The 24,783-nt window shown below is 53.5% G+C and carries 19 protein-coding genes; 11 read left to right on the forward strand and 8 right to left on the reverse strand.

Annotation, left to right across the window (positions count from 1 at the left end):
* Window positions 1-12: 12 nt before the first annotated feature.
* The 8 genes from JI741_RS23755 to JI741_RS23790 all read left to right on the forward strand — a co-directional run bounded on the left by JI741_RS23755 (window position 13) and on the right by JI741_RS23790 (window position 12,496).
* On the forward strand, window positions 13-1,521 hold the full coding sequence (locus tag JI741_RS23755; protein ID WP_202013930.1) for a RagB/SusD family nutrient uptake outer membrane protein: 1,509 nt from the start codon (window positions 13-15) through the stop codon (window positions 1,519-1,521).
* 96 nt (window positions 1,522-1,617) lie between these two features.
* Window positions 1,618-2,526, forward strand: a complete 909-nt coding sequence (locus JI741_RS23760; protein ID WP_202013931.1) for a LamG-like jellyroll fold domain-containing protein — start codon at window positions 1,618-1,620, stop codon at window positions 2,524-2,526.
* Window positions 2,527-2,607: 81 nt separating this feature from the next.
* Entirely contained in the window at window positions 2,608-4,245 is a 1,638-nt protein-coding gene (locus JI741_RS23765; protein WP_236676249.1) for a glucoamylase family protein, read from the forward strand.
* 168 nt (window positions 4,246-4,413) lie between these two features.
* On the forward strand, window positions 4,414-6,636 hold the full coding sequence (gene bglX / locus JI741_RS23770; RefSeq protein WP_202013932.1) for a beta-glucosidase BglX: 2,223 nt from the start codon (window positions 4,414-4,416) through the stop codon (window positions 6,634-6,636).
* A gap of 106 nt (window positions 6,637-6,742) precedes the next feature.
* Window positions 6,743-7,429 carry a DUF2461 domain-containing protein gene (locus JI741_RS23775; RefSeq protein WP_202013933.1) on the forward strand — a complete coding sequence of 229 codons (687 nt, stop codon included), beginning with the start codon at window positions 6,743-6,745 and terminating at the stop codon, window positions 7,427-7,429.
* A 311-nt stretch (window positions 7,430-7,740) separates the two neighbouring features.
* On the forward strand, window positions 7,741-8,292 hold the full coding sequence (locus JI741_RS23780; RefSeq protein WP_202013934.1) for a cupin domain-containing protein: 552 nt from the start codon (window positions 7,741-7,743) through the stop codon (window positions 8,290-8,292).
* A gap of 151 nt (window positions 8,293-8,443) precedes the next feature.
* Window positions 8,444-8,890, forward strand: a complete 447-nt coding sequence (locus tag JI741_RS23785) for a response regulator (protein WP_202013935.1) — start codon at window positions 8,444-8,446, stop codon at window positions 8,888-8,890.
* A 12-nt stretch (window positions 8,891-8,902) separates the two neighbouring features.
* Complete coding sequence (locus JI741_RS23790) at window positions 8,903-12,496, forward strand: PAS domain-containing protein (protein ID WP_202013936.1); 3,594 nt, start codon at window positions 8,903-8,905, stop codon at window positions 12,494-12,496.
* 62 nt (window positions 12,497-12,558) lie between these two features.
* Here the strand turns inward: JI741_RS23790 and JI741_RS23795 are convergent, their stop codons facing one another.
* On the reverse strand, window positions 12,559-13,731 hold the full coding sequence (locus tag JI741_RS23795; RefSeq protein WP_202013937.1) for a metallophosphoesterase: 1,173 nt from the start codon (window positions 13,729-13,731) through the stop codon (window positions 12,559-12,561).
* A gap of 145 nt (window positions 13,732-13,876) precedes the next feature.
* Window positions 13,877-15,490 (reverse strand): phosphoenolpyruvate carboxykinase (ATP), encoded by a 1,614-nt coding sequence (pckA, locus tag JI741_RS23800; RefSeq protein ID WP_202013938.1) that lies wholly within the window; start codon window positions 15,488-15,490, stop codon window positions 13,877-13,879.
* Between the two features lie 233 nt (window positions 15,491-15,723).
* On the opposite strand from pckA, the gene JI741_RS23805 reads away from it, so the two are divergent.
* Both JI741_RS23805 and JI741_RS23810 read left to right on the forward strand, forming a co-directional pair.
* Entirely contained in the window at window positions 15,724-16,977 is a 1,254-nt protein-coding gene (locus tag JI741_RS23805) for an MFS transporter (RefSeq protein ID WP_202013939.1), read from the forward strand.
* 33 nt (window positions 16,978-17,010) lie between these two features.
* Window positions 17,011-19,047, forward strand: a complete 2,037-nt coding sequence (locus tag JI741_RS23810) for an OPT family oligopeptide transporter (RefSeq protein WP_202013940.1) — start codon at window positions 17,011-17,013, stop codon at window positions 19,045-19,047.
* A gap of 261 nt (window positions 19,048-19,308) precedes the next feature.
* On the opposite strand, the gene JI741_RS23815 is transcribed toward JI741_RS23810, so the two are convergent.
* From JI741_RS23815 to JI741_RS23830, 4 genes are all read right to left on the reverse strand, one after another.
* On the reverse strand, window positions 19,309-19,827 hold the full coding sequence (locus JI741_RS23815) for a hypothetical protein (protein ID WP_202013941.1): 519 nt from the start codon (window positions 19,825-19,827) through the stop codon (window positions 19,309-19,311).
* Window positions 19,828-19,836: 9 nt separating this feature from the next.
* Window positions 19,837-20,220 (reverse strand): TerB family tellurite resistance protein, encoded by a 384-nt coding sequence (locus tag JI741_RS23820; RefSeq protein WP_202013942.1) that lies wholly within the window; start codon window positions 20,218-20,220, stop codon window positions 19,837-19,839.
* A gap of 130 nt (window positions 20,221-20,350) precedes the next feature.
* The gene (groL, locus tag JI741_RS23825) at window positions 20,351-21,991 is read right to left on the reverse strand and encodes a chaperonin GroEL (protein WP_202013943.1); all 1,641 of its coding nucleotides are present in this window, start codon (window positions 21,989-21,991) and stop codon (window positions 20,351-20,353) included.
* A 25-nt stretch (window positions 21,992-22,016) separates the two neighbouring features.
* Window positions 22,017-22,295, reverse strand: a complete 279-nt coding sequence (locus JI741_RS23830; protein WP_202013944.1) for a co-chaperone GroES — start codon at window positions 22,293-22,295, stop codon at window positions 22,017-22,019.
* A 315-nt stretch (window positions 22,296-22,610) separates the two neighbouring features.
* Here JI741_RS23830 and JI741_RS23835 point away from each other — a divergent pair, with 315 nt between their 5' ends.
* The gene (locus JI741_RS23835; protein WP_202013945.1) at window positions 22,611-23,327 is read left to right on the forward strand and encodes a hypothetical protein; all 717 of its coding nucleotides are present in this window, start codon (window positions 22,611-22,613) and stop codon (window positions 23,325-23,327) included.
* 70 nt (window positions 23,328-23,397) lie between these two features.
* Here the strand turns inward: JI741_RS23835 and secG are convergent, their stop codons facing one another.
* Complete coding sequence (secG, locus tag JI741_RS23840) at window positions 23,398-23,748, reverse strand: preprotein translocase subunit SecG (RefSeq protein WP_202013946.1); 351 nt, start codon at window positions 23,746-23,748, stop codon at window positions 23,398-23,400.
* A gap of 9 nt (window positions 23,749-23,757) precedes the next feature.
* Window positions 23,758-24,771, reverse strand: coding sequence for a DUF8458 domain-containing protein (locus JI741_RS23845; protein WP_202013947.1), 1,014 nt, complete (start codon window positions 24,769-24,771; stop codon window positions 23,758-23,760).
* Between the last annotated feature and the right edge of the window lie 12 nt (window positions 24,772-24,783).

The following is a 24,783-nucleotide window of genomic DNA, read 5'->3' on the forward strand; positions in this document are numbered from 1 at the left end:
AAACAGAACAGCATGAAAACGAAACGTACTTTACGCCACATACTTTTCACCACGATTGCCCTCACGGCCGTGGCCTGCAGCGACAACTTTCTGGATGTGCCCTTGCAGGGTGGACAAACACCCGACCTCGATCCGAACCTCGCACCAAAACTGGTGACGGGCGTCTATAACAGCATGACCCAGGGCGACTCGTGGGGCAACGGCGACATGCACGGCTTTGCATTTATCTCCGTCACCAACATCATCTCCGACGATGCCGACAAAGGCAGCACCGGCAGCGATCAACTTGTGCCCGTGGGCGACATCGATAACTTCAACACCACACCCACAAACAAATTTGCCGAAACACTTTGGGGTGGACACTACAAAGGAATCAGCGCGGCAAACCAGGCATTGCTGGCACTTTCCACATCCAACCTGGATCCGGCGGTGCGCAGAAAGCTGCAAGGTGAAGTGCGATTCCTGCGAGGTTATTTCTATTTCAACCTTGTGCGCATGTTTGGCGGTGTGCCGCTGGTGCTTCGCGTGGCGGCCGATGCAGACGATGCCAACACCGACGTGTTCAAGGTGCGCGTTGATGCGTCGGTGGTCTACGACAGCATTAAACGCGACCTGCAATTTGCAGCCGACAACCTTCCGTTGAAAACAATTGCCGACGGTCATGCCACCAAAGGCGCGGCGCAAGCCATGCTGGCCAAAGTATACCTCTATCAGAAGGATTGGCCCAAGGTGCTGGAGCTTACCAACGAAGTGATCAGCTCGGGCAAATACAGCCTCGTGGACGACTATGCCGAACTCTGGCGCCAGGTAGGCGACAACAACGAAGAATCGATCTTCGAAATTCAAACGGGGAAATTCAACAACAGCAATTTCAGAGTCGACAACTACACCGTGTGTCAGGGTCCACGCGTAGGGGGTGTGGGCGGTTGGAATGATTTGGGATGGGGTTTCAACGGCCCGTCGGCCAACCTCGTGAATGCCTACGAACCCGGCGACGTGCGCAAAGACGCCACCATCATCGCCATCGACAACTCGGGCACTCACAAGGGCACGGTGTTGTGGGACGGCTTTCGCATTCCCAGCTCCGACTCTGTACAAAACCTATACTACAACTATAAGGCCTACACCAGCAAAACCCTCGAGCAGTTTCCCATCAAGGAAGACAAAGATCATCCGAAAAACATCCGCATCCTGCGCTTTGCCGATGTGTTGCTGATGAATGCCGAGGCGGCGCTCCACGAAGGAGGCGATGCAGCCACACCGTTGAACCTGGTGCGCGCGCGCGCCAAACTCGACCCCAAAGGTGCCGTGACCATAGACGACATCTGGCACGAGCGCAGAGTGGAGCTGGCCATGGAACACGATCGCTTCTGGGATCTGGTGCGCCAGGGACGCGCAGCACAGGTGATGCACGCCGTGGGTAAAACCAACTTCGTGGAAGGCAAACACGAGCTGCTTCCTATTCCCAATTCACAGATTCTGCTGAGCGGAAATAAGCTGAAACAAAACCCGCTCTACTAAGACAACGGTCTATGGCCTCTACGCCAACCAATGGAAGCCACGACAACCCGAATACAACTTTGAATTTTTATACCCTAAATGAAAACTAAAATGAACATGAGAAAATCAATGAACTATCTGAAGGCCGGTGTTCTCGCGCTGGGCGTGTTAACAATCGGGTCTTGCTCGAAAGACGACGATGCGTTGCCGGCAATTGACGGCTACAACAATTCCGATGAAGTTGCAGCTACAAATCTGGTAGCACACTGGACATTCGACGGCACCAACAACGAAGTGATTTCCAGCACGGCACCCAACAAAACCGTGGGCACCGTAGGCTTCACCACAGGCCAGATTGGCCAGGCGTTGCAACTCACCAAAGGCGCCATTGCCTTTCCCGCTATCGACAAAATCAACACCGTGGATGCGTTGAACAACTTCACCATCAGTTTGTGGGTGAATGTGAAGGGAACCAAAGGCGTTGCCGGCGGCGGTTTCACATCGTTCTTCGGAATTTTCCCGACGGCCGTAGACGACATCTGGGGCAACATTCAGGCATGTGCTGAAACGTCGCGCCACTTGCCCACATACGATACGCTGGAGCTGAAAAACTATATGAGCTCCACGGTAGATGGTGCACAAAACGTGCAGGATAACGTGGCCCTGAAAAACACCGGCACAGATGCTCCCAATGGAGGCACCGGAAAATATTTCATGGGCGCCAACAAATGGTCGCACTATGTGATGACCTGGGATGCGGCGACTCACAAATTTGAAATCTATGGCAATGCAGAAGCCGTGGGCGGATATACCAACCGTGGCACCGCACCCATCATGAAAATGCGCGTGCCTGCACAAGCCATGTTTGGCAGCATGGCCGACAAAGACCTGGGCTTTGCCAATGCAACACGTCCCGAGTGGGCACCGTTGGCCACCGCTTCCATCGACGATGTGCGCGTGTTCAACACCGTGTTGGCTCAAAAAGACATCACCGCTTTATTTAATCTCGGAACAGCCGGTAGATAATTCATAGTTGTACAGGGTGAGGGTACACCCGATGGTGTACCCTCTTTTTTTATGTTTCTTCTTTAAACGCTCAATGACAAAATGAAAATATTCCGGAGAACGGCGCTGGTGTGGATGTGTTGCGCGATAGCGTTAAGCGCTTGTAAAAAAGATGACCCGTCTCCGGCCGATGAACCCACGTTCACGCTCGTGTCGCTTGAACTGGACGATCGACCTGTGGGCACCACGGCACCGGGAGCTTCCGTGACTCCCGAAATAGTGGCGTCGTTTTCAGCCCCCATCGATCGCACCACGGCATCGCAGGCCATCGTGCTGGTGAACACCACCGAAGACCTCGACTTGAATTTCTCCTACAGCCATGGCGACAGCACCGTCACCATCACGCCTGGCAGCACGCTGAAGTATCTTAGCAAATACGATTTCCAAATCTCGACAGCGTTAACGTCTGTCGCGAAAAAAGCATTAGGCGGAAACATCAACAGTAAGGTCATTACGACGTTTGATCCCGCCGACAAATTTCCACGCATCACCGACGACGAACTGCTCACCCTCACCCAGAAACGGACCTTCAACTATTTCTGGGAAGGCGCCGATCCTTCCAGCGGCATGGCACGCGAACGCAACAACTCCGGCACCACCGTGACCAGCGGCGGCAGTGGCTTTGGCATCATGGCCCTGGTGGTGGGCATGGAACGGAACTTTGTGACACGCACGGAAGGCGTGCAGCGTCTCAATAAAATTGTGACCTTCCTCGAAACATCAGACCGCTTTCATGGCGCATGGTCGCACTGGATCAACGGCAGCACCGGCAAGGTCATACCCTTCAGCACCAAAGACAACGGCGGCGACCTGGTGGAAACTTCCTTCCTTGTGCAGGGGCTGCTCACCGCCCGCCAATACCTGAACGGCACCGACACCGTGGGGAACAACCTCATCAAACGCATCACCAGATTGTGGGAAGGTGTGGAGTGGGATTGGTATCGCAAAGACAATCAGGAAGTGCTCTATTGGCATTGGTCGCCCAACTACAACTGGGACATGAACTTCGCCTTGTCGGGATATTTCGAAGAGCAGATCACCTATGTGCTCGCCGCCGCATCACCCACGCACGGCATTCCGAAAAGCGTATACGTGAATGGCTACGGACGAAACGGCGCCATCAAAACCGGCAACACCTACTACGACATCGTGCTGCCCCTGGGCACACCCAGTCCGTTGTTCTGGGTGCAGTATTCATACCTCGGACTTGATCCACATTTCAAAGACGATTTCGCCGACTATTGGCAGCAGAACGTGAACGCCACACGCATCAACTATGCCTATTGTGTAGCCAACCCGCGAAAGTATGTTGGCTATAGCGACATGTGCTGGGGCCTCACCGCCAGCGACAATCCCTCGGGCTACGACGCACATTCGCCTGGCAACGATCAGGGGGTGATCACGCCCACGGCGGCACTCTCGTCGTTTCCCTACACACCCGAAGAATCGATGAAGGCCCTGAAGTTCTTCTACTACACGCTGGGCGATCGCTTGTGGGGCACCTATGGATTTTATGACGCATTCGACTTGTCGGAAGGGTGGGTAGCAACCAGCTATCTGGCCATCGATCAGGGACCGATTGTGGTGATGATCGAAAACTATCGCACGGGTTTGTTGTGGGAGCTATTCATGTCAGCACCCGAAGTGCAGGCCGTGAAAACGAAACTTGATTTTCAATAACAGACAGTATATAAACACAAAGAACTCCGGGATAGGAGCCCAGCCAAAGATAAGTTCTTCCGGTATGCGGGAGACTTGCTTTGGTGTGGCGGATGCAACGCAAGGTGACCGATATGCATCTCTTTACAACAATACTTCATTGCATGTTTTATTTATAAATGTGACCTCATGAAACGAATATTCTTTCTGTCGGCCGTGCTCCTCTTGGTGGCCACGGCCTGCCAAAAAAATACAACATCATCGTCGGGCAACATCGAACGTCGTGTCGACTCGGTGATGACGCTGATGACCCTCGATGAAAAAGTGGGACAGCTCACGCTATTCACCAGCGACATCGATGTGACCGGCCCCACCATCCGCGAGAACTACCGCGAAGACATCCGGGCCGGCAGGGTGGGCGCGGTATTCAATGCATTTGGTGCCGACTACACCCGCAAACTCCAGGAACTGGCCGTGAAGGAAACACGCCTGCACATTCCGCTCATCTTTGGCTATGATGTCATTCACGGTCATCGCACCATCTTTCCCATACCCCTTGGTGAAGCGGCGAGCTGGGATCTGACGGCCATGGAACAGTCGGCGCGCATCGCGGCCGACGAAGCCTCAGCGCAGGGGTTGCACTGGACCTATGCCCCCATGTGCGACGTGTCGCGCGATCCGCGCTGGGGTAGGATGGCCGAAGGTGCAGGGGAAGATACTTATCTCGGTGCGTTAATTGCCGCGGCCCGTGTGAAGGGCTTTCAGGGCAACGGCATCGGAGAACTGAACGCCGTGATGGCCTGTGTGAAACACTTTGCTGCCTATGGTGCCTCACAAGCCGGCCGCGACTATCACACCACCGACATGTCGGACCGCGTGCTGCGCGAAGTGTACCTGCCGCCCTACAAGGCCGCAGTCGATGCCGGCGCCGCCACCGTCATGACCTCCTTCAACGAACTGAACGGAATTCCCGCCACGGGCAACAAATACCTCATGACCGACATCCTCCGGAAGGAGTGGAACTTTCAAGGCTTTGTCGTGACCGACTACACCTCCATTATGGAAATGATCCCGCACGGCATTGCCGAAGACACCGCCTCGGCCGCGATGCTTTCGCTCGAAGCCGGTGTGGACATGGACATGCAAGCCGGCTTCTACAACAGCGCCCTCACACGCCTGGTGAAAGAAGGCAAGCTGAAGGAGGCTCTGGTGAACGAGGCCGTGCGCCGCGTGCTGCGAAAGAAATTTGAGTTGGGACTGTTCGACGATCCCTATCGCTTCTGCAATGCCGAACGCGAAAAGGCAACCATCATGAAGCCGGAGTTTCTCGCCGCCTCCCGCGACATGGCCCGCAAGTCGATCGTGTTGCTAAAAAACGACAAGAACGTGTTGCCCCTTTCGAAAAACACAAAGACCATTGCCGTCATCGGTCCGTTGGCCGATGCAAAGAAGGAGATGATCGGGTCGTGGTCGGCCGCGGGCGAAGGCGCCAGGGCGGTGAGTTTGCTGGAAGGCATTAAAGCCGCCACACCACCGGCCACCAAGATTATCTACGCCCGGGGCTGCAACATAAACGACGACACCACAACCTACTTCGCACAAGCGCTGCAAGCGGCCCGCCAAGCCGACGTGGTGGTGATGGCCCTCGGCGAAGCCGCGCTCATGACGGGCGAGGCCGCAAGCCGCGCATCGCTCAACCTCCCCGGTGTGCAACAACAATTGCTGGAAGAAATCTACAAAACCGGCAAGCCCATTGCCGTGGTGCTCATGAACGGTCGCCCCCTCACCATCAACTGGATGACAACAAGCAACGTGTCGATTCTCGAAACCTGGTTCCTCGGCACACAGGCCGGCCACGCCATTGCCGACGTGTTGTTTGGCGACTACAACCCCGCCGGAAAACTGCCCGTCACCTTCCCGCGCTCCGTGGGACAGATTCCGATTTTCTACAGCATGAAAAACACCGGGCGTCCCATGGACCCCGACAATAAATACACCTCGAAATACCTCGACGAAAAAAACACACCGCTTTTTCCCTTCGGCTTTGGCCTGAGCTACACCACGTTCGACTATGGCAACGTGGCCCTCAGCAAACACGACATCACCATGCAAGACAACATCACCGTGACCTGCAAGGTGAAGAACACCGGCAAGCGCGAAGGCGAAGAGATTGTGCAGCTCTATGTACGCGACCTGGTGGGCAGTGTCACGCGCCCCGTGAAAGAACTGAAAGGCTTCCGCAAAGTGATGCTACAACCCGGCGAAACCAAAGACGTGGCCTTCACCCTGAGCCAGCAGGATCTTTCATTCTATCGCCGCGACATGTCGTTTGGCACAGAGCCGGGCAAGTACATTGTGTTTGTCGGCCCCAATGCGGAAACCACCAACCAGGCAACCTTCACACTGCGTTAACCGGAATGGTTTGAGCAGGATGGAGGGGCACATTGATCATGTATGGTCATGGCATTTTGTTCTTCGGGGGCATTTCAGTTCCTTGCGCAAAATGTGCTGACCGATCATGCCCGACATCCAGATTCATAAATCCACGTTCGACTTTTTGAAGAAGCTCGCCGCCAACAACAACCGCGAGTGGTTTCAACAAAACAAACACCACTTCGAAAAGGCAAAGGAAAACACCGAGCAGGTCATGGACGCCCTCATTGCCAAGATGAACGTGCACGACCAACTGGAAACACCCTCGGGCAAGAAGAGCCTATACCGCATCTACAACGATGTGCGCTTTGCCAAAGACAAAAGTCCATACAGCCCGCGCTTTGCCGGATACCTGCGCCGTGTCAAACCTTTCCTGCGCGGAGGCTACTACATCTGGATCAAGCCTGGTGCAACGCGCGTGGCCTGCGGCTTTGCCTATCCTAATCCATCTGACCTCAAGCGCATTCGCGAAGACATGGCCATGAACCTCGCCGACTGGAAGAAACTGCTCCGCACAAAATCAATCGTCAACACCTTTGGAAGCATGACCGGCGAGCAGGTGAAAACAACACCCCGTGGTTTCGACGCCAGCGATCCGTCCATAGCACTGCTGCGCTACAAACAATACTGGTTCGAGCGAACCTTCACCGATCGCGAAGCACTCGCTCACGACTTCCTGAAAACCGTGAACCAAACCTTCAAAAGCATCCGCCCGTTTTTTGACTACGTGAGCGACGTGCTGACAACCGATGGCAACGGCGAACCGGTCTGACGCGATTTGCATAGCCGGAAGGTTGTGTTGGCCTGATTTATTTTCTATCTTGCCGGACCCGTCAAAAAGGCGATCGGCCCCAAGGACGTCTGGCGATGTTTGTTCCGGCAACTACAGGCCTACCGGTAACTCCTTAGAAACACCTTAGAAAGTCCGTTGAAACTCCCTTCCCTCTAAAGGGCAAAGACGGGTAAAAGCCATGTATCAGGCAGGGTTAAGGCAAGGGGAAAGCGGGTTCGCGGTTGTTCAGCGTGCCACAGAAAGTGCCAACCCCACAGCGCAACATCCCGTTAAGGCAAGAAAAAAAAGCCATGGCCTACAAAAACAAGGTGCTTCAGAATCCGCGCACAGGACAGACCATCACCTTTCTCCAAACAGCAAAAGACACGCAGGGAGCCTTGCTGGAAATGGAATCGACCTGGCGCGGCAACTCACAGGAACCCATGGCCCACTATCATCCCAGGCAAGACGAACACTTCACAGTGCTGCAAGGCGAACTGACCGTGAAACTCAACAACGAAACAAAAATCCTGAAAGCTGGCGACACTCTTCACGTTCCCCGCCACACCATCCACGCCATGTGGAACGCAGGCACACAGGAAGCCAAAGCCAACTGGAAAGTGCAACCCGCCCTCGACACCGAAAATCTGTTTGAAGTAACCACCGGTCTGGCCATCGACGGCAAAACCAACAACCAGGGCGTGCCCAACCTACTCCAGGTGGCACTCACCATCGGAAAATACGACCACGTTTTCCGAATGACCAAACCACCCTTCGCCGTGCAGAAGATCCTGTTCGGACTGCTCACCCCGGTGGCCTACCTGTTGGGCTATCGCCCCACGTATCGCCGCTACCTGGATTAAGGAATCACCAAAAAAGCCCAGGCAACAAACGTGTTCATAGTCCCGGCGAATCGCCGGTTCCAAAATAACCCCTGCCCATCTTTTGGGAAGTCGGCTGGCCTTGGTAATTTACGTCTCCGAATGAGGTGGGGGAGTTTTCTCCCAGGCACGAATGAATCAATATCCAGAACGCGCCATTTATCTGGCCGACGACGACGCGGACGACCGCATGCTTTTTGAAGAAGCCCTTCGCGAAGTGTCGGCACGGGCGCGGCTCACATTGGCACACGATGGTCAGGAATTGCTGGCCATGCTCGGGGAAGAGACCCGGGTGCCCGATGTGATCTTTCTGGATTTGAACATGCCCCGCAAAAATGGCATCGAGTGTTTGCAGGAACTCAAACAATCTCCCAAACTTAAGCACATCCCGATTGTTATTTTTTCAACATCAAGTCAACCCGAAACGGTCGACAAGGTGTATGCCGGTGGTGCACACTTCTATGTTCCCAAGCCACGCACTTATGGCGTGCTGAAGAACGTGATTCACAAAATTCTGAACATCGATTGGGGAGCGTCAATGCCGCAGCCCTCGAAAGACAATTTTATACTTCAATCCTAAACGGACAAGCACATGACGGTTGAAACCCCGCATAGCACAGAACAATTTCTTTCCGGCGGGGGAGAACTGGGAGGCCTCATACGCGCCAAAGACTGGGAACAAACCCCGTTGGGCGCACCCGAAACCTGGCCCCAAAGTCTGCGCACAACCCTCAGCATACTGCTTTCGGCACGGTTTCCCATGTTTTTGTGGTGGGGCCCCGAGCTCATTCAATTCTACAACGACGCCTACCGGCCCAGCCTGGGCAACAGTGGCAAACATCCGCATGCCGTGGGCCAGCGGGGCGAGGAATGCTGGCCCGAGATCTGGCCCGTCATCGGCCCGCTCATTCACCAGGTGATGACCCAGGGCGAGTCGGTCTATTTCGAAGATCAGCTCATCCCCATCTATCGCAACGGCCTGCTCGAAGACGTATACTGGACCTTTAGCTACAGTCCCGTGCGGGGCGAATCGGGCAGCATTGAAGGGGTGCTGGTGGTGTGTTCCGAAACCACCGAAAAGGTGCTGAACCTGAATCGCGCCCGCGAAAACGAACGCCAGCTGCGAAGCCTCGTAGACGAAGCCCCCGTGAGCACAGCCGTGTTCAGGGGACCTCAGTTTGTGGTTGAGTTGGCGAACGACGAAGCCCTGAAACTTTGGGGCAAAGACCGCAGTGTGATGGGCAAGCCCGTGGCCGAAGCCATTCCCGAATTGAAGGGCCAGCCTTTCCTGGACCTGCTCACGGACGTATACGCCACCGGGAAAACCTATGAAGGCAAGGAAGACATAGCCTTGCTGGATCACGATGGCAAGCTCCGGAAAATCTACATCAACTTTATCTACAAGGCGCTGCGCGACGAGAGCGGAAACATCAACGGCATTCTCACCATGGGCTATGATGTGACCGACCAGGTGGTGGCGCGCAACCGCATTCGCGACGCCGAAGAACGCACACGCCTGGCCGTGGACGCAGCCATGCTGGGAACGTTCGATCTGAACCTGATCACCGGTGCCCTTATATACTCCGATCGCATCAGCGAACTGTTCGGCAGCAAAAAGAAATTTACCCAACACGATCTCGTGGAGGCCATCCATCCACTCGATCGCCCCATTCGCGACGAGGCCATGGAAGAAGCCATGCGCACCGGACTGTTGGAATATGCCGTAAGAATTGTGCGACCCGATGCCACACAGCTGTGGATTAATGTGAAGGCCAAGATCTTTTTCGACGCACAACGGAAACCCTACCGCATCCTGGGCACCGTGAAAGACATCACTGAGGAAAAAACGTTTGTCGACACCATCCGCGAAAAAGAACGCAAGTTCCGCGACACCGTAACACAGGCTCCGGTAGGCATCATCATCCTGAGAGGCCCCGACTTTATGGTGGAAATCGCCAACACCACTTACCTGCAAATTGTGGACCGCGAGGAGAAAGATTTTGTGGGAAGACACCTGCGCGATGGCCTTCCGGAAGTGATGGAGTTTGTGGGCCCGCTGCTCACCAACGTGCTGGCCACGGGACAGCCTTACTATGGCACTGAGTTTGAAGTGCCCATTGTTCGCCACGGCAAACGACAAGCCTGCTACTTCAATTTTGTATACCACCCGCTCCGCGACAACAACGTGGTAGACGGTGTGATGGTGGTGGCCTCGGAAGTGACCGACCAGGTGCTGGCGCGCAAGAAACTTCACGAGAGCGAACTGCGCTTCCGCAACCTGGTGGCAAACTCGCCCATTGCCATGGCCATTTTCCGCAGCAGAGACCTGGTGATTGAAATCGCCAACAACACCATGCTGAAAAACCTGTGGCGACGCAATTGGGAAGACGTGAAGGGTCGCAAGCTCCTCGACATATTTCCCGAACTGCACGAACAACAATTTCCCCGCCTTTTGTTGGACGTGTTCGACACCGGAAAGCCCTACCGCGAAAACGAAGCCTTCGCCTCGGTAGATGGCGAAGACGGATTGAAGAGCTACTATCTTGATTTTGAATACGCACCCTTGTTCGATTCAGACGGCACGGTGTCGGGCATCATGGTGACGGTGAACGACGTGAGCGAGAAAGTGGAAGCGCGCCAGCAGATCATGGACGCTGCCGAACGCCTCACCCTTGCCACCGAAGGAACACAGCTGGCCACGTGGGACCTCGACCTGAAAACACGCGACATCATTTATTCGCCGCGCCTGGCCCGCATCTTTGGTCGTCGCGAAGATGCCGTGATCACACACGCCGACATGCGCAATGCCCTTCACCCCGAAGACCGTGTGGCCGTGGTGGAGAAAGCATTCACCGCCGCCATGGTCACGGGCAACTACTACTACGAAGCCCGCGTCATTCATCCCGACAATTCAGAACACTGGATACGCACCCACGGCAAAGTGTTCTATGACGACAACCGGCAACCCGAGCGCATGATCGGCACCATGATCGACATCACGGAAACGAAGCGCGCCGAAAAAGTGATCGAGGAAAGCGAAAAGAAATTCCGCACACTGGCCGACTCCATACCTCAGTTTATCTGGACCGCCGATGCCACGGGAGTGATCAACTACTTTAATCAGTCGGTGTCGCACTACACCGGCCTTGCTGCCGAACAGCTTTTTGCCGGAGGATGGACCAACAGCATTCATCCCGAAGAACGCGAGACCTACGACATTGTATGGAGAAACGCCGTGCACATCGGCCAGGAATTCACATTCGAACACCGCATGCGCCGTCGCGATGGCGAAGAGCGCTGGCAACTGAGCCGCGCCGTGCCCCAGCGCGACGCCGCCGGAAAAGTGGTGATGTGGGTGGGCACCAGCACCGACATCCACGACCGTAAAATCTTTACCGATCAATTGGAAAGCATGGTGCAGCAACGCACCGTAGAGCTGAACCAGCTCAACCAAAACCTGCTGCAAAGCAACAACGAACTGGCCCAGTTTGCCTACGTGGCCAGCCACGACTTACAAGAACCGCTGCGCAAAATTCAAACCTTTGCCACACGCATTCTGGAGGTGGAAGAAGCCAATCTGTCTGACCGGGGCAAAGACTACTTCCGCCGCATGCAGTCGGCTTCCGTGCGCATGCAACAGCTCATTCTTGACCTGCTGTCGTTCTCGCGCGCCAACACCAACGAAAAACATTTCGAACGCACAGACCTCAATCACATTCTGAGTCTGGTAAAAGAACAGTTGAAAGAAACCATCGAGCAAAAACACGCCGTGATCTTATCCAGCACATTACCCACACTCAACCTCATAAGCTTCCAGTTCGAACAACTGTTCACCAACCTCATCGCCAACGCCCTCAAGTTTTCGCGACAAGACCTGGCACCCCTCATCGCCATCCATGCCGACATCGTGAACGGACTGGAACTGAAAAACCACGCCACCGCCGAAAACATATCCTACCACCGCATCGTTATCACCGACAACGGCATCGGCTTCGAACATCAATTCAGCGATCGCATCTTCCAGGTGTTCCAGCGCCTGCACGGCAAAGACAAATATCCGGGCACCGGCATCGGCCTCGCCATCTGCAAAAAGATAGTAGAAAACCACCTGGGCTTCATCGAAGCCACCGGCGAACTAAACAAAGGCGCCAAGTTCACCATCTTCATTCCCGCGAATACGGAATGAACTGGCGCGGGTCTGCGACCCGTGCCCCCCACAAAGTCAGTCTATGACTGACACAAAAAAAACTACTTCACATCTAACCGTACAAACTTCCCCTCCCCAATCACACCACCCTTCACCGTATACACCGTTATCCCCGAAGGCATCTGAATCGACCCTTCCTGCGCAGGCCCCACCACCGCCGCGGTTTGCTCATAGCGTGTAGGCTGCCCGTAAGACTCAAACGTGAACACCTGCCGGAAATGAAAATGCCCCGCCAGCGAAAGGGGATAGGGATGCCCGCTAAGAATGCCCACAAGCTCCTGCGCATTCGACACTACATGCCGATAGTGCAACTTGCCCTGCTGCCGCTCCAGCGAACGTCCGGGACCTTCTTCCTCAAAATTCGAAAGGCTTAGCCCGCCCGAAAAGAACGGCATGTGCGCGAACGTCACCACCGGTTGGTTGGCGGGCACGGCGGCGAGGTCGCGCTTCAGCCACGCTACCTGCACCGAGTCCACATGGCCATAATACCACAGGTCTTCAAAATCAACATCGTCGAGCGCCACGAAATGAATGCCGCCGAAGTTGAAAGAATAGTAGTTTGGACCGAGGTAGTGATGAAACATCTTCTTCCCATAGAGCGGATTGGTTTTGCCCACCAGCGACTGATGCCGCTCGATGCCAAAGTTTTCATGATTGCCGGCAGCGCTCCACACGGGCATCGAAAACTTCTTCACCTCCTGCACATAGAGCGCATACAAATCGGACGCTTCCTTTTCAGGAACACGCAATGCATCCTTCACCAGATCGCCCGACACCAGCACAAACGCCGGCCGCAGCGAATCGGCCATGGCCCGCAGCCGCTCGGTGCGCGGAAGACTTGCCGGGCTGATGTGTGTGTCCGAAGCATGAACAAACGTGAAGGTGGCCGGTGCCGGCGCAACCGCCAGCCCGAAATTCACCTCTTCGTTTCCCGCGGGTATGTTCTGCCAATAGGCGCCCACAGTCTTGAAGCCCGTGGGCACACTCACAAACACGAGGCCATAGCCTTGCACGCCGTTCAGCGTATAGCGGCCACTGCCATCGGTTTGCACCACCTGCACCTGGTCCGACACGGCCACGCCGCCAACGCCAGCTTCGTTTTTGTCGCGCACGCCATTGATGTTTTTGTCAACAAACACATAGCCGCTCACCGTGGCCGCGCAAAGCAGGGAAGGAGAGAGCAGGAGAAGAAACGAAAGCAGGTGACGTATCATGGGGTACATTCATTTGGTGATGATGAAAGATGGCCAATCCGCAGAAAATTAGCAAAGCGACAGGTGACGCAAGGTTCGTGAAAATAGAAAAGCCGCCCCGACAAGTCGGAAGCGGCCATCTAACTAAAGCCAGGTTGGACAAAGCTCAGGCATGCACCTTCACTTGCGGTCCCCCCATCAGCGTTTCTTCATTCGCGAACGCCGCGAATTTCTCAAAGTTCTTCAAAAACGATTCGGCCAGGTAGTGTGCCTTATGATCGTAGGCATCCTTGTCGGCCCAGGTGTTGCGCGGGTTCAGCAACTCGGCCGGCACCTGCGGGCAACGGGTGGGGTAGGCCAAACCAAACACATCGTGCGTGTGATAGTCTACGTTGGCCAGCTCACCGTTGAGGGCTGCGCGAATGAGCGCGCGCGTAATGGACAGGCTCATGCGTTTGCCCACGCCATAGGCGCCACCCGACCAGCCCGTGTTCACCAGCCACACGTTCACGTTAGCGTCCTGCATTTTCTGGCTCAGCATGTTGGCATAGGCCGTGGGGTGCAGGGGCATGAACGGCGCGCCGAAGCAGGCCGAGAACGTCATGGTGGGTTCGGTCACACCTTCTTCGGTGCCGGCAACCTTGGCGGTGTAGCCCGATATGAAATGGAAGGCAGCCTGGCCTGGGGTGAGCTTCGAAATAGGAGGGAGCACACCATAAGCATCGCAGGTCAGAAAGAAAATGTTTTTCGGATTCATACCCAGCGAGGGCACGGCAATGTTGGGAATGTGATCGATGGGATAGCTCACACGCGTATTCTCGGTGGTGGAGCAATTTGCGTAGTCAACCTCGGTGGTGCCGGGTTTGAAGCAAATGTTTTCCAGCAGTGCTCCCTTGCGAATGGCGTGGAAGATTTCCGGTTCGCGGGCTTCGTCGAGGTCGATGGTCTTGGCATAGCAGCCGCCTTCAAAATTGAAGATCACATTGTCGGCGGTCCAGCCGTGTTCGTCATCGCCAATGAGCTTGCGCTCCGGATCGGCCGACAGCGTGGTCTTGCCGGTTCCCGAAAGACCAAAGAAGATGGCCGTGTCGCCGGTCTTCCCCATGTTGGCCGAGCAGTGCATAGACAGCACATTGCGTTGTTGCGGCAGCATGAAGTTGAGCGCCGTGAACACACCTTTCTTGATCTCGCCGGTGTAGCCCGAGCCGCCAATGAGGATGATCTTGCGCTTGAAGTCGATAATGGAAAAGTTATGCTGCCGTGTGCCGTCGGTGGCAGGATCGGCCCTGAAGCCCGGCGCATTCAGAATGTGCCACTCGGGAAGGAAGCTCTTCAGCTCGCGCTCCAGTGGACGAAGAAACATGTTGTGCACAAACAGGTTGGACCAGGCGGTTTCGGTGATCACGCGCAGGTTCATGCGATAGCGCGGATCGGCGCAGGCATAGACGTCGCGCACAAAACAGTCCTTGCCGTTAAAGTAGGCAATCATCTTGGTGTAGAGCCTGTCGAAATGCTGCGGATCGAAGGGGATGTTGAAATTGTTCCACCACACAGTGTCGCGGGTAATCTCGTCTTTCACGGTGAACTTGTCTTTGGGCGAGCGACCGGTAAATTCTCCGGTGTTTACGGTAATGGCACCGTTGCTGGCAAGCGTTACCTGGCCATCGCTCAGCGCACGGGCAATGAGTTGGTCGGGAGGCAGGTTCCAGTAGGCTTTCCCCTCCTCAATACCAAGGTCTGCGACCGAGGCATCGGCCGGCTTTATTCCGAGTTCTTGCATGATAATTGGGTTAATGAGTTCACAAATATACCTTCATTCAAGCTATTTCAATCGTTTGCGCTAATAAAAATTACTAACTTTACGACTGTTAGGGTGCATTTGCGAAAATGGATTTATCAGCCTACTTTGAGCCCGATTTGGAGGAAGGAAGCCTGGCCTGAACAACATTTTCCCAAAGGCTCCTTTCGCAGAATATTGATTGGATTTTTTGACCTAAACCTGACTTTGTATTAATGGCGTTTGCACAACGACTACAGGAAGTCCGTACCGGATTTTCTCCAACTTTCTGGATAGCCAACTCCCTGGAGCTTTTTGAACGCCTCGCTTTCTACGGTGCCAAAGCCGTGCTGGTGGTCTTCCTCGTAGAACGGGTAGGCCTCGTGGAAGAAGGAGCCACCTATGCCGGCATCTTCTCCGGCGTCATCTTTTCCCTTCCCATTGTGGCCGGTGTCATTGTGGACCGCTATGGTTTCAAGAAAACCCTGATGGCCTGCTTCTTCATTTTCTGCCTCGGCTATTTCCTGGTCGGCCTCGCCGGCATGAGCTATGGCGAAACCATCGTGAACCTCGTGGGCAAAAAAGCATATGTGTTCTCCATGCTGATGCTCACGGCCGTTGGCGGCTCACTGATCAAACCCTGCATCGTAGGCACCGTGGCCATCACCTCAAAGCCAAGCGTGAAAGGCCTCGGCTTCTCCATCTATTATTCCATGGCCAACCTTGGCGGCGCACTCGGCCCCATTGTGGCGCTCATGGTGCACGAACACTGGGGCATCGAGCATGTGCTCATCATGTCTTCCATAACATCGTTCTTCCTGTTTCTGGGCGCGTGGTTCTTCTATAAGGAACCCGAAAGTCAGGCCACGGAAGTAAGAACCTTTGGGCGAGTGTTCACCGACATGCTCATGGTGTTTGCCAACCTCCGGTTCATTTTCTTTCTCGTGATCTTCTCAGGCTTCTGGATCATGTTCTGGCAGATCTTCTACCTGCTGCCCTTCTATGCAAAGGATGTGTTGCACTTCGAGAAATTCGAACTCCTCGAAACCGTCGATGCCACCGGCATCATCCTGTTCACGGTGCCCATGGCGGCGCTGGTGAAGTCGTGGAAGCCCATCACGGCCATGACCCTGGGTTTTCTGCTGGCGAGCTTTTCGTGGATACTCATCGGCATGGTGCCCACGCTGTGGGCTACCGTGGCAGCCATTGCCTTCTATGCACTGGGCGAGGCCATACAGGCACCGCGCTTCTATGAATATGTGAGCAGCCTGGCACCAAAAGGACAAGTGGGCACCTACATGGGCTTCGCATTTCTGCCCGTGGCCATCGGATCGTTCACGGCAGGTCCCGTGGCCGACTGGCTGCGCATCAACTACCTCACAGACCATCCGCAAACCACGTGGTTCATCGTGGCAGGCATTGGCTTCACGTCAACAGCCCTGATGACACTCTACAACCTGTTCCTGGCCCCCAAACACCAGGACGCATAACTTCTCTGACTCATTAACCTTAACTAACCTTCCATGGAAGAAAATAAATTGTTCAAGCCCTACGTACCCCCCGAATCAAACATGGCGGAGTTCACCGTCAAATCCGTTTTGTTCGGATCGCTGTTCGGCATTTTGTTTGGATCGTCAACGGCATACCTCGCCCTTAAGGCAGGGTTGACCGTAACGGCATCCATACCCATAGCTGTGATAGCCATCACGTTAGGGCGCAAGTTTCTAAAGACAACCATTCTCGAAAACAATATAATTCAAACCACTGGGTCTGCTGGTGAATCCATCGCGGCGGGTGTGGCGTTTACGCTGCCAGGTTTTTTGTTCCTCTCTTCTGATGAAAATGGTATTTCGGTTGGGGCGGACTACTTTAATTACCTCACAATACTGATTCTAGCCTCGTTTGGTGGAATGCTGGGGACGCTCATGATGATTCCCCTTCGTCGTTCTCTCATTGTAAAAGAACATGGTGTCTTGCCCTATCCGGAGGGCACAGCTTGTGCTTCTGTGCTACAGGCGGGCGAAAAGGGTGGTGTATTCGCTCAAACTGCATTCTATGGTATGGGCGTTGCAACGCTCTATGCAGTCATGCAAAAGATATTTCACATCATTTCGGAAGTACCCAGTTTTGTGACAAGTCAGGCGAACAAATACTGGCCCTCTGCAGCATCACGGGGCGAAATAACACCCGAGTATCTGGGTGTTGGATATATCATTGGTCCACGAATCTCGGGTATTCTGGTTGCCGGATCTGTACTGGCCTGGTGGGCAATGATTCCATTGTTAGCAACGTTAGTGCCCTCCGATGTAATAGCACTTCAGTTAATAAAACTTGGCTACCTCACCGATATCCATACGGCCGGTGGAGCTGGATCTTGGGATCCACAAACACACACCTTTGGAAACTATGCCGACGCCATCTATCGTGCCTACATCCGCCAGATCGGTGCAGGTGCTGTGGCAGCCGGGGGATTTATCACGCTTCTTAAGACTATACCAACAATAATTAGCTCATTCAGAGAAAGTGTGGCGTCATTGAAAGAAAAAGGAGAAAGTGGAATCAAACGAACCGATCGCGACCTCTCATTTAAGGTTGTTATTATCGGAAGCATCGCGCTCGTCTTACTCACAACATTTTTGCCGATCATTCCTATTGATAGTCTTCTGCAGAAATTTTTGATTGGGATCTTAGTTATTGTATTCGGCTTCTTTTTTGTGACAGTGTCAAGCCGTATCGTCGGCCTCGTGGGCACCAGCAACAATCCTATTTCAGGGATGACGATTGCAACGCTGATGGGCACTTGCCTGATCTTTACCAGCGTGGGTTGGTCGGGTAAATTCTATGAGCCATTGGCACTCGTGGTAGGTGGTATGATTTGTATAGCGGCCGCCAATGCGGGAGGAACATCACAAGATCTAAAGACTGGTTTCCTTATCGGCGCAACTCCTAAATATCAGCAACTATCTCTATTCATTGGAGCCATTGTATCTTCAATTGCCATTGGAGCGGTTGTATTGATTCTGGACATTCCCACCGAGGCTATGGCAGCAAAAGGCATCACGCACGCGATTGGCAGCGACACCTATCCTGCCGCGCAGGCAACATTAATGGCAACTTTGGCGAAAGGAATTCTTTCTTATAACCTCGATTGGCAGTTTGTGCTGGTTGGAGCATTCGTTTCGGTTACGATGGAATTGTGCGGAATAAAAGCATTGGCATTTGCTATCGGACTTTACCTGCCATTATCTACCACACTTCCCATCTTCGCGGGTGGCGCACTGAAAGGTTTTGTCGACTGGAGAGCTGAACGCAAGGGCGAAAAGAAAGAGGATGATGAGTTGGGCAAAGGAAGTCTCTTTGCAACGGGACTTATCGCCGGAGGAGCAATAACAGGAGTAATAGCAGCCATATTCGCTGTGTTTGTTTCCGGGATGGATCGTGTGAGTTTGGAGGCTAATTTGGTTTCCGTTCTCGGCCACGGCGGCTACCAAATCATGGGCACTCTGTTCTTCATCGCCATGATGGTGATGCTCTATCGCCTCGCTACCAAGAAAGACTAATCAGGCCTCACGCCTGAATTGAAAGTCAATATAATCCTGACGCTGTTCAACCTGAAAAGGAAACACGTCAGGATTTTTTCATTAGGGAGAAACCGAAATACCCCCATCCAGATGTTCGCGGCAAGCGATGAATAGAGCCTGCTTGTCATCCGTGAATATTTCTACGCGTGCTGATTCCCCACGAAAGGACAAGACATTTTTAGAGGTGTCGACCACAACATGAGCATGTGTGTCTAGGCAAAATAAGAAGAGGGGTAAAGTCTAGATAACTCCCGTAAGCTCAATCCGGTGAAACACCCGGTTCGAGGTTTTGGATAGCAGCAACGTGTGCTTGCGCGGAGTTTTGAGGCACTCATAAATCGCCACGTCGCGCACAAGCGCTTCCCAGAACGATGTGGAATGCTGTTGCTCTACAGGAGAAAGAGTGTCATGCAAAGATGATAATTCGGGTGCCGTAAGCGGCCGGCAATGCGTGTCGGCCACGGTGGCGTCTCTGGCAAAAGGCGATTGGGCCAGCAGGGCGAGGAGCGTGGGGTGCTCCGCTTCGTATTCAAAGTAATAGACGGCATGGCCATCGGCATATTGAACCTTGATGCCCGACACCTGTTCAAGATGAAGTGTGTTCACCATGCTCGGTGGCAAGGTGTCGCGAAGCGAAACCGCTGTGGCGAGGGGAGGAATGGTGCCGTTGCTGCCTTCGGCATGGCTCAGGTATCCGGGCTTCCGGCACGAAAGCACGCAGAACAAAAAACAGCAGAGGAACAGCAGACCGGTTTTCATAGGCGATGTTCAGGAAACACTCTTGGCCATGTGATGATCGATCACCTTCTTCAGTGCTTCAAGCGTCCGGGTTTCCGACTGGTCGATCTTGCCATCGGCCTGCACAATTTCATAGAGGTCGGCATACACATCGTTGGGCACGGTGGCCGTGGCGTCGCCGCTGAAATGGCGGAGCGATGTGTCGATCACGGTGTTGAGCTTTGCCTTGTCCAGGTCGTTGTATTCGCGCAGGGCAGCGTAGAGCTTGCGTTCCAGGTCGGTGCCTTCGGGAAACAGGCTTTTCATTTTACTTTTGATGGCGGCCAGTTCATGCGGATCATAGCTGTCGTCGGCACGCGAAATGTGCACGTACAGAAACAGGATGAAGTCAGAGAAGGTCGGATGGATAAGCATAGCGGGACAGTTAGAAAACGAAAATAGCAAAAAATCAAATCACCTGTATCTGCGGAGGCGGCAGGCGTGGGAACACAAAAAAAGGCCCCACCAATTGGCGGGGCCTTTTGTGATATAGGAAGGCGATGGATTACATCATGCCGCCCATTCCACCACCGCCATGAGGCATGGCAGGAGCAGCATTTTCTTCAGGGATTTCAGACACCACAGCTTCGGTGGTCAACAGAAGACCTGCGATAGAAGCAGCATTCTCCAGGGCCAGACGAGTCACTTTTGTAGGGTCGATGATACCGGCTTCAAAGAAGTTCTCGAACTTGTTGTCGCGGGCGTTGTATCCGAAGTCTTTCTTGCCATCGCGAACTTTGTTCACGATCACAGAACCTTCTTGTCCGGCGTTCTCGGCAATGGTTCTCAAAGGAGACTCAAGGGCCAGGCGAACAATGTTCACGCCGGTTGCCTGATCTTCGTTGCTCAAACCAAGAGTCGCGATGTCCTTCAGCGATTCAATGGCGCGGATGTAAGCCACACCACCGCCAGGGACGATGCCTTCTTGAACGGCAGCGCGTGTTGCGTGCAATGCATCGTCAACGCGGTCTTTCTTTTCTTTCATTTCCACTTCGGTTGCAGCACCTACGTAGAGGATAGCCACACCACCCGAAAGTTTCGCCAGACGTTCCTGGAGTTTTTCTTTGTCGTAGTCCGACGTAGTGGTTTCGATTTGTGCTTTGATCTGGGCGATGCGAGCCTGGATTTCAGGTTTCTTGCCGGCGCCGTTCACGATCGTAGTGTTGTCTTTGTCGATGTTCACTTTTTCAGCGCGACCCAACATGTCCAACGTAGCGTTTTCCAGTTTGAAGCCTTGCTCTTCAGAGATCACTTTGCCGCCTGTCAGGACAGCGATATCTTCCAGCATAGCTTTTCTTCTGTCGCCAAAGCCGGGAGCTTTCACAGCGGCAACACGGAGGGCGCCACGGATCTTGTTCACCACCAATGTAGCGAGGGCTTCGCCGTCAACTTCTTCAGCGATGATCACCAAAGGTTTGCCGGTTTGTGCCGATTGCTCCAACACAGGAAGCAATTCTTTCATGCTGCTGATTTTCTTGTCGTAGATGAGGATGTAAGGCTGATCGAGGTCAGCTTCCATTTTCTCCGTGTTGGTAACGAAGTAAGCCGAGAGATAACCTCTGTCGAATTGCATACCTTCAACGGTCTTCACTTCGGTTTCGGTTCCTTTTGCTTCTTCAACAGTGATCACACCGTCTTTACCTACTTTATCCATGGCATCGGCGATCATCTTGCCAATGGTCTCATCGCTGTTAGAAGAGATGGTAGCCACTTGCGCGATTTCGCTGCTGTCTTTGATTTTCTTGGATTGTTTGATGAGGTTTTGAACCACTGCATCAACAGCTTTGTCGATACCGCGTTTCAGATCCATCGGGTTGGCACCAGCCGCCACGTTCTTGATGCCGTGTGCATAGATAGATTGGGCCAATACAGTAGCCGTTGTTGTACCGTCGCCGGCAGCATCAGCAGTTTTCGAAGCTACTTCTTTCACGAGTTGTGCACCCATGTTTTCGATAGCGTCTTTCAATTCGATTTCCTTCGCCACGGAAACACCGTCTTTGGTTACGGTAGGGGCGCCGAATTTCTTGTCGAGGATAACGTTGCGGCCTTTGGGACCGAGGGTTACTTTCACTGCGTCGGCAAGTTTGTCAACACCTTTCTTTATCTTATCTCTCGCGTTGGTATCGAAGGTTATTTCTTTAGCCATAATTGTAATGTTTGAATTGTTTGAATTAGATAATGCCGAAAATGTCAGAGTTCCGCATGATCAGATACTCTTTGCCGTCGATGTTGATTTCGGTGCCGGCATATTTGCCATACAACACGTTGTCGCCCACCTTAACAGTAACAGGCTTGTCTTTCAGGCCCTCGCCAACCGCGACGATCGTTCCTTTCTGGGGTTTCTCTTTTGCTGTATCAGGAATGATGATACCCGACGCAGTTTTGGTTTCAGCTTCAGCGGGTTCAACAAGTACCCTGTCCTCATTTGGTTTGAAGTTGATTTTTGCCATATCTCTAAATGGTTTAAAAGGTTAACAAATTGACTTCTTCGGCTTATCACCTATTGTGCCAAGCCGTAAAGAGATGCGAATTACGACTAATTTTTCACAAACTGTCAGCTTTTGCGCCGGTATTTCAATCGTAGTCTGTCAGGCTTTCGCCACATTCAGGCCAGGTTGTCAGTCTTTCTCCGCAAGCACTTTGAAGCTCTATTTTATCAACCGCCATCGCACGCATGTAGTTTCCGGCTCACGGTTGCTCCCTTCCGCAGTTGCGACGTGTTGGCAGAATCGCTAAATTAGGATGTGTTGTAACTGATACTTTCTATGGACAAATTATCGAAAGACTGGCTCACCCAAGGGATGATTGATTTTGAGTACAAGAAATACGTGCTCATGGGCTATCTCCAAACCGTGAAGAACTCCTTTGGCAAAGTAGAGCTCTATCCCTTCCTCGCCGACCTGGTGTTTCACTACCGGAACCTGATGGCCCTGAAAGAAAACAAGACCCTTTTCCGCGAAGCCTTCCCCAAAGAACTCTCGCTCGAAGAACTGAAGAACCTGGAGCTCCGCTACCGCGAAATGGTAGAAGACGACGCCATCATGCAGGAGCTGGAGTCTATTATAAACTTCGCCCTGCCCGAGATCAAGGGCTCCCTTCAGGAAGGCTCTGTCATCTATGAATATGTGGAGTCGCAATGTGAAATATCGCCGGTGGGAGTGACCCCGCTTTACGCGAAAGAGGGCTACCTCTTCGTGACCCAACCCCCTGAAAAAGAGACGCATATCTACCGCTACCAGATGAGCATCTTTGGCGATAGCCAGGAGCAGCTGCGAAGCCTCAACACCCAGTTCATCGACCGTGTGGAGAAGAACACCGCCAACACCTACGAACGCCTCAAGCTCGACCTTATCCGCAAGTTCAAAGACATGCCCAACCCGGCAGCCTACCTCATCCTGGCCCGCACGAAGTTTCCCTTTTCAGAAACCCTCATGCCCGTGGCCAAGCGCCTTTTCGTGAAGCACATTTCGCAAGCGGCCTAAATAACGGATAGGCTGAAAACAAAAAAGACCCCGACACGTCGGGGTCTTTTTTTTATCGTTCGACCGTTTCTTAGTTCGGAGTAGTGTCGGCAGGAGTGCTTCCTGTCGAATCCAGGTTCAGGGCAGGAGCCTGCTGTGTAGCGGGAGCCTGTTGGCCTGCGCGGTCCAGGATGTCGTTTGTGCTGCTGCTTTGCCCAGGAGTAACAAAGTTAGTCGCCAGCGAAAGCACCATGATGCCTACAATGAAGCCCCAGGTAAGTTTCTCCAACAGGTCGCCGGTCTTTTTCACACCGATGATGTTGCTGGCCGAAGAACCACCAAACTGGCTGGTAAGTCCGCCGCCTTTCGAATTCTGGGCCAGAATAACCAGCACCAATAAAAAAGCGAAAAGGATGATAAGGGAAATAATGATTGGATACATACTAGCGGACTAATTTTTTAGTTCTTCAATTTGAGCCGCAAAGTAAGCCTTTTTTTGTGGAAACTTCCAAATCAGCTTCTTCAAAACCTCGATGGCTTTGTCTTTTTTTCCTTGTTTCAGGAGAATATCCACCAGCGTTTCCGACACCACATTGTCGTTGAACTCACCGGTTTTGATGGTGCTCAGGTCGCCGGAGGCGGCATGAACGGGTTTGTCTTTGTTGCTGGTGATGGAGGGCTGGGTTTTGATGAACTGCTCGATCATTTGCAGCTGCTCCTTTTGTTTATCGTTTTCAGGCTTGATCTCTTCCTTGGTGCTGGCGATCTCCTCAATAATGTCTTCGCCACCCTCGTCGCGTTTTTTCTTTCCAGGCGTGCGGGGTTCGGCTTCCGATGGGGCAGCTTGTTCGCGTTGCGCTTCGGCTTCCAGCGACTTGGCAAGTTCAATGATGCGCTCGCGTTTGGTCTTCGGGGGTTCTTCCATGGCGCGGGCCAACTCAATGATGCGCTCGCGCTTCGATTTGTTGGGATCGCGATGAAACGACTCCGGCAGTTCATCGTCGGCTTTGGCCGGTTTTGTTTTCTCGGAGGCTTTGGCTTTTTCCTCCTTGCCTTCGATGAACAGCACTTCAAAATTATGCTTCAGCTGGTGAAGTATCTCCAGGTCGTGCATCACCTCGTCGGCCAGGGTTTCGCCCTCGGCCTCGGGCACTTCAACGGGCGCGGCGGTCATCGTTGCAGCCGCGTCGCTGATGAGCGACGACAGCCTGCCCGACTTCACCACAACCACGTCGCCGGCGGTCATCACCTCTTTCAGCACACCGCGGTCGGCGGCATACACAGCCGCCATCTGCAGTTCGGTGCCCTGTGTGCTAAACCCCTGGTCCTTGCTGAGCCGGGCCGACAGCGCATGCAACAGCTGGCTGTAAGGAAAAGCATCCTTCAGCCCCAACACTTCCTGGGCCTCCTCGGAGGAGCACTCGGGGTAATGTTCCAGTAGTTTAATGAAGCTTTCTTTTTTCACAGTTGGGGTGCC

Origin of the sequence: Chryseolinea lacunae (assembly GCF_016735595.1) — a bacterium.
GTDB lineage: Bacteria > Bacteroidota > Bacteroidia > Cytophagales > Cyclobacteriaceae > Chryseolinea > Chryseolinea lacunae.

Excerpts from the sequence above, each read along its gene's own strand:
- JI741_RS23755 (WP_202013930.1), top strand. The coding sequence starts at position 13 with ATGAAAACGAAACGTACTTTACGCCACATACTTTTCACCACGATTGCC.
- JI741_RS23760 (WP_202013931.1), top strand. The coding sequence starts at position 1,618 with ATGAGAAAATCAATGAACTATCTGAAGGCCGGTGTTCTCGCGCTGGGC.
- JI741_RS23765 (WP_236676249.1), top strand. The coding sequence starts at position 2,608 with ATGAAAATATTCCGGAGAACGGCGCTGGTGTGGATGTGTTGCGCGATA.
- bglX (WP_202013932.1), top strand. The coding sequence starts at position 4,414 with ATGAAACGAATATTCTTTCTGTCGGCCGTGCTCCTCTTGGTGGCCACG.
- JI741_RS23775 (WP_202013933.1), top strand. The coding sequence starts at position 6,743 with ATGCCCGACATCCAGATTCATAAATCCACGTTCGACTTTTTGAAGAAG.
- JI741_RS23780 (WP_202013934.1), top strand. The coding sequence starts at position 7,741 with ATGGCCTACAAAAACAAGGTGCTTCAGAATCCGCGCACAGGACAGACC.
- JI741_RS23785 (WP_202013935.1), top strand. The coding sequence starts at position 8,444 with ATGAATCAATATCCAGAACGCGCCATTTATCTGGCCGACGACGACGCG.
- JI741_RS23790 (WP_202013936.1), top strand. The coding sequence starts at position 8,903 with ATGACGGTTGAAACCCCGCATAGCACAGAACAATTTCTTTCCGGCGGG.
- JI741_RS23795 (WP_202013937.1), bottom strand. The coding sequence starts at position 13,731 with ATGATACGTCACCTGCTTTCGTTTCTTCTCCTGCTCTCTCCTTCCCTG.
- pckA (WP_202013938.1), bottom strand. The coding sequence starts at position 15,490 with ATGCAAGAACTCGGAATAAAGCCGGCCGATGCCTCGGTCGCAGACCTT.
- JI741_RS23805 (WP_202013939.1), top strand. The coding sequence starts at position 15,724 with ATGGCGTTTGCACAACGACTACAGGAAGTCCGTACCGGATTTTCTCCA.
- JI741_RS23810 (WP_202013940.1), top strand. The coding sequence starts at position 17,011 with ATGGAAGAAAATAAATTGTTCAAGCCCTACGTACCCCCCGAATCAAAC.
- JI741_RS23815 (WP_202013941.1), bottom strand. The coding sequence starts at position 19,827 with ATGAAAACCGGTCTGCTGTTCCTCTGCTGTTTTTTGTTCTGCGTGCTT.
- JI741_RS23820 (WP_202013942.1), bottom strand. The coding sequence starts at position 20,220 with ATGCTTATCCATCCGACCTTCTCTGACTTCATCCTGTTTCTGTACGTG.
- groL (WP_202013943.1), bottom strand. The coding sequence starts at position 21,991 with ATGGCTAAAGAAATAACCTTCGATACCAACGCGAGAGATAAGATAAAG.
- JI741_RS23830 (WP_202013944.1), bottom strand. The coding sequence starts at position 22,295 with ATGGCAAAAATCAACTTCAAACCAAATGAGGACAGGGTACTTGTTGAA.
- JI741_RS23835 (WP_202013945.1), top strand. The coding sequence starts at position 22,611 with ATGGACAAATTATCGAAAGACTGGCTCACCCAAGGGATGATTGATTTT.
- secG (WP_202013946.1), bottom strand. The coding sequence starts at position 23,748 with ATGTATCCAATCATTATTTCCCTTATCATCCTTTTCGCTTTTTTATTG.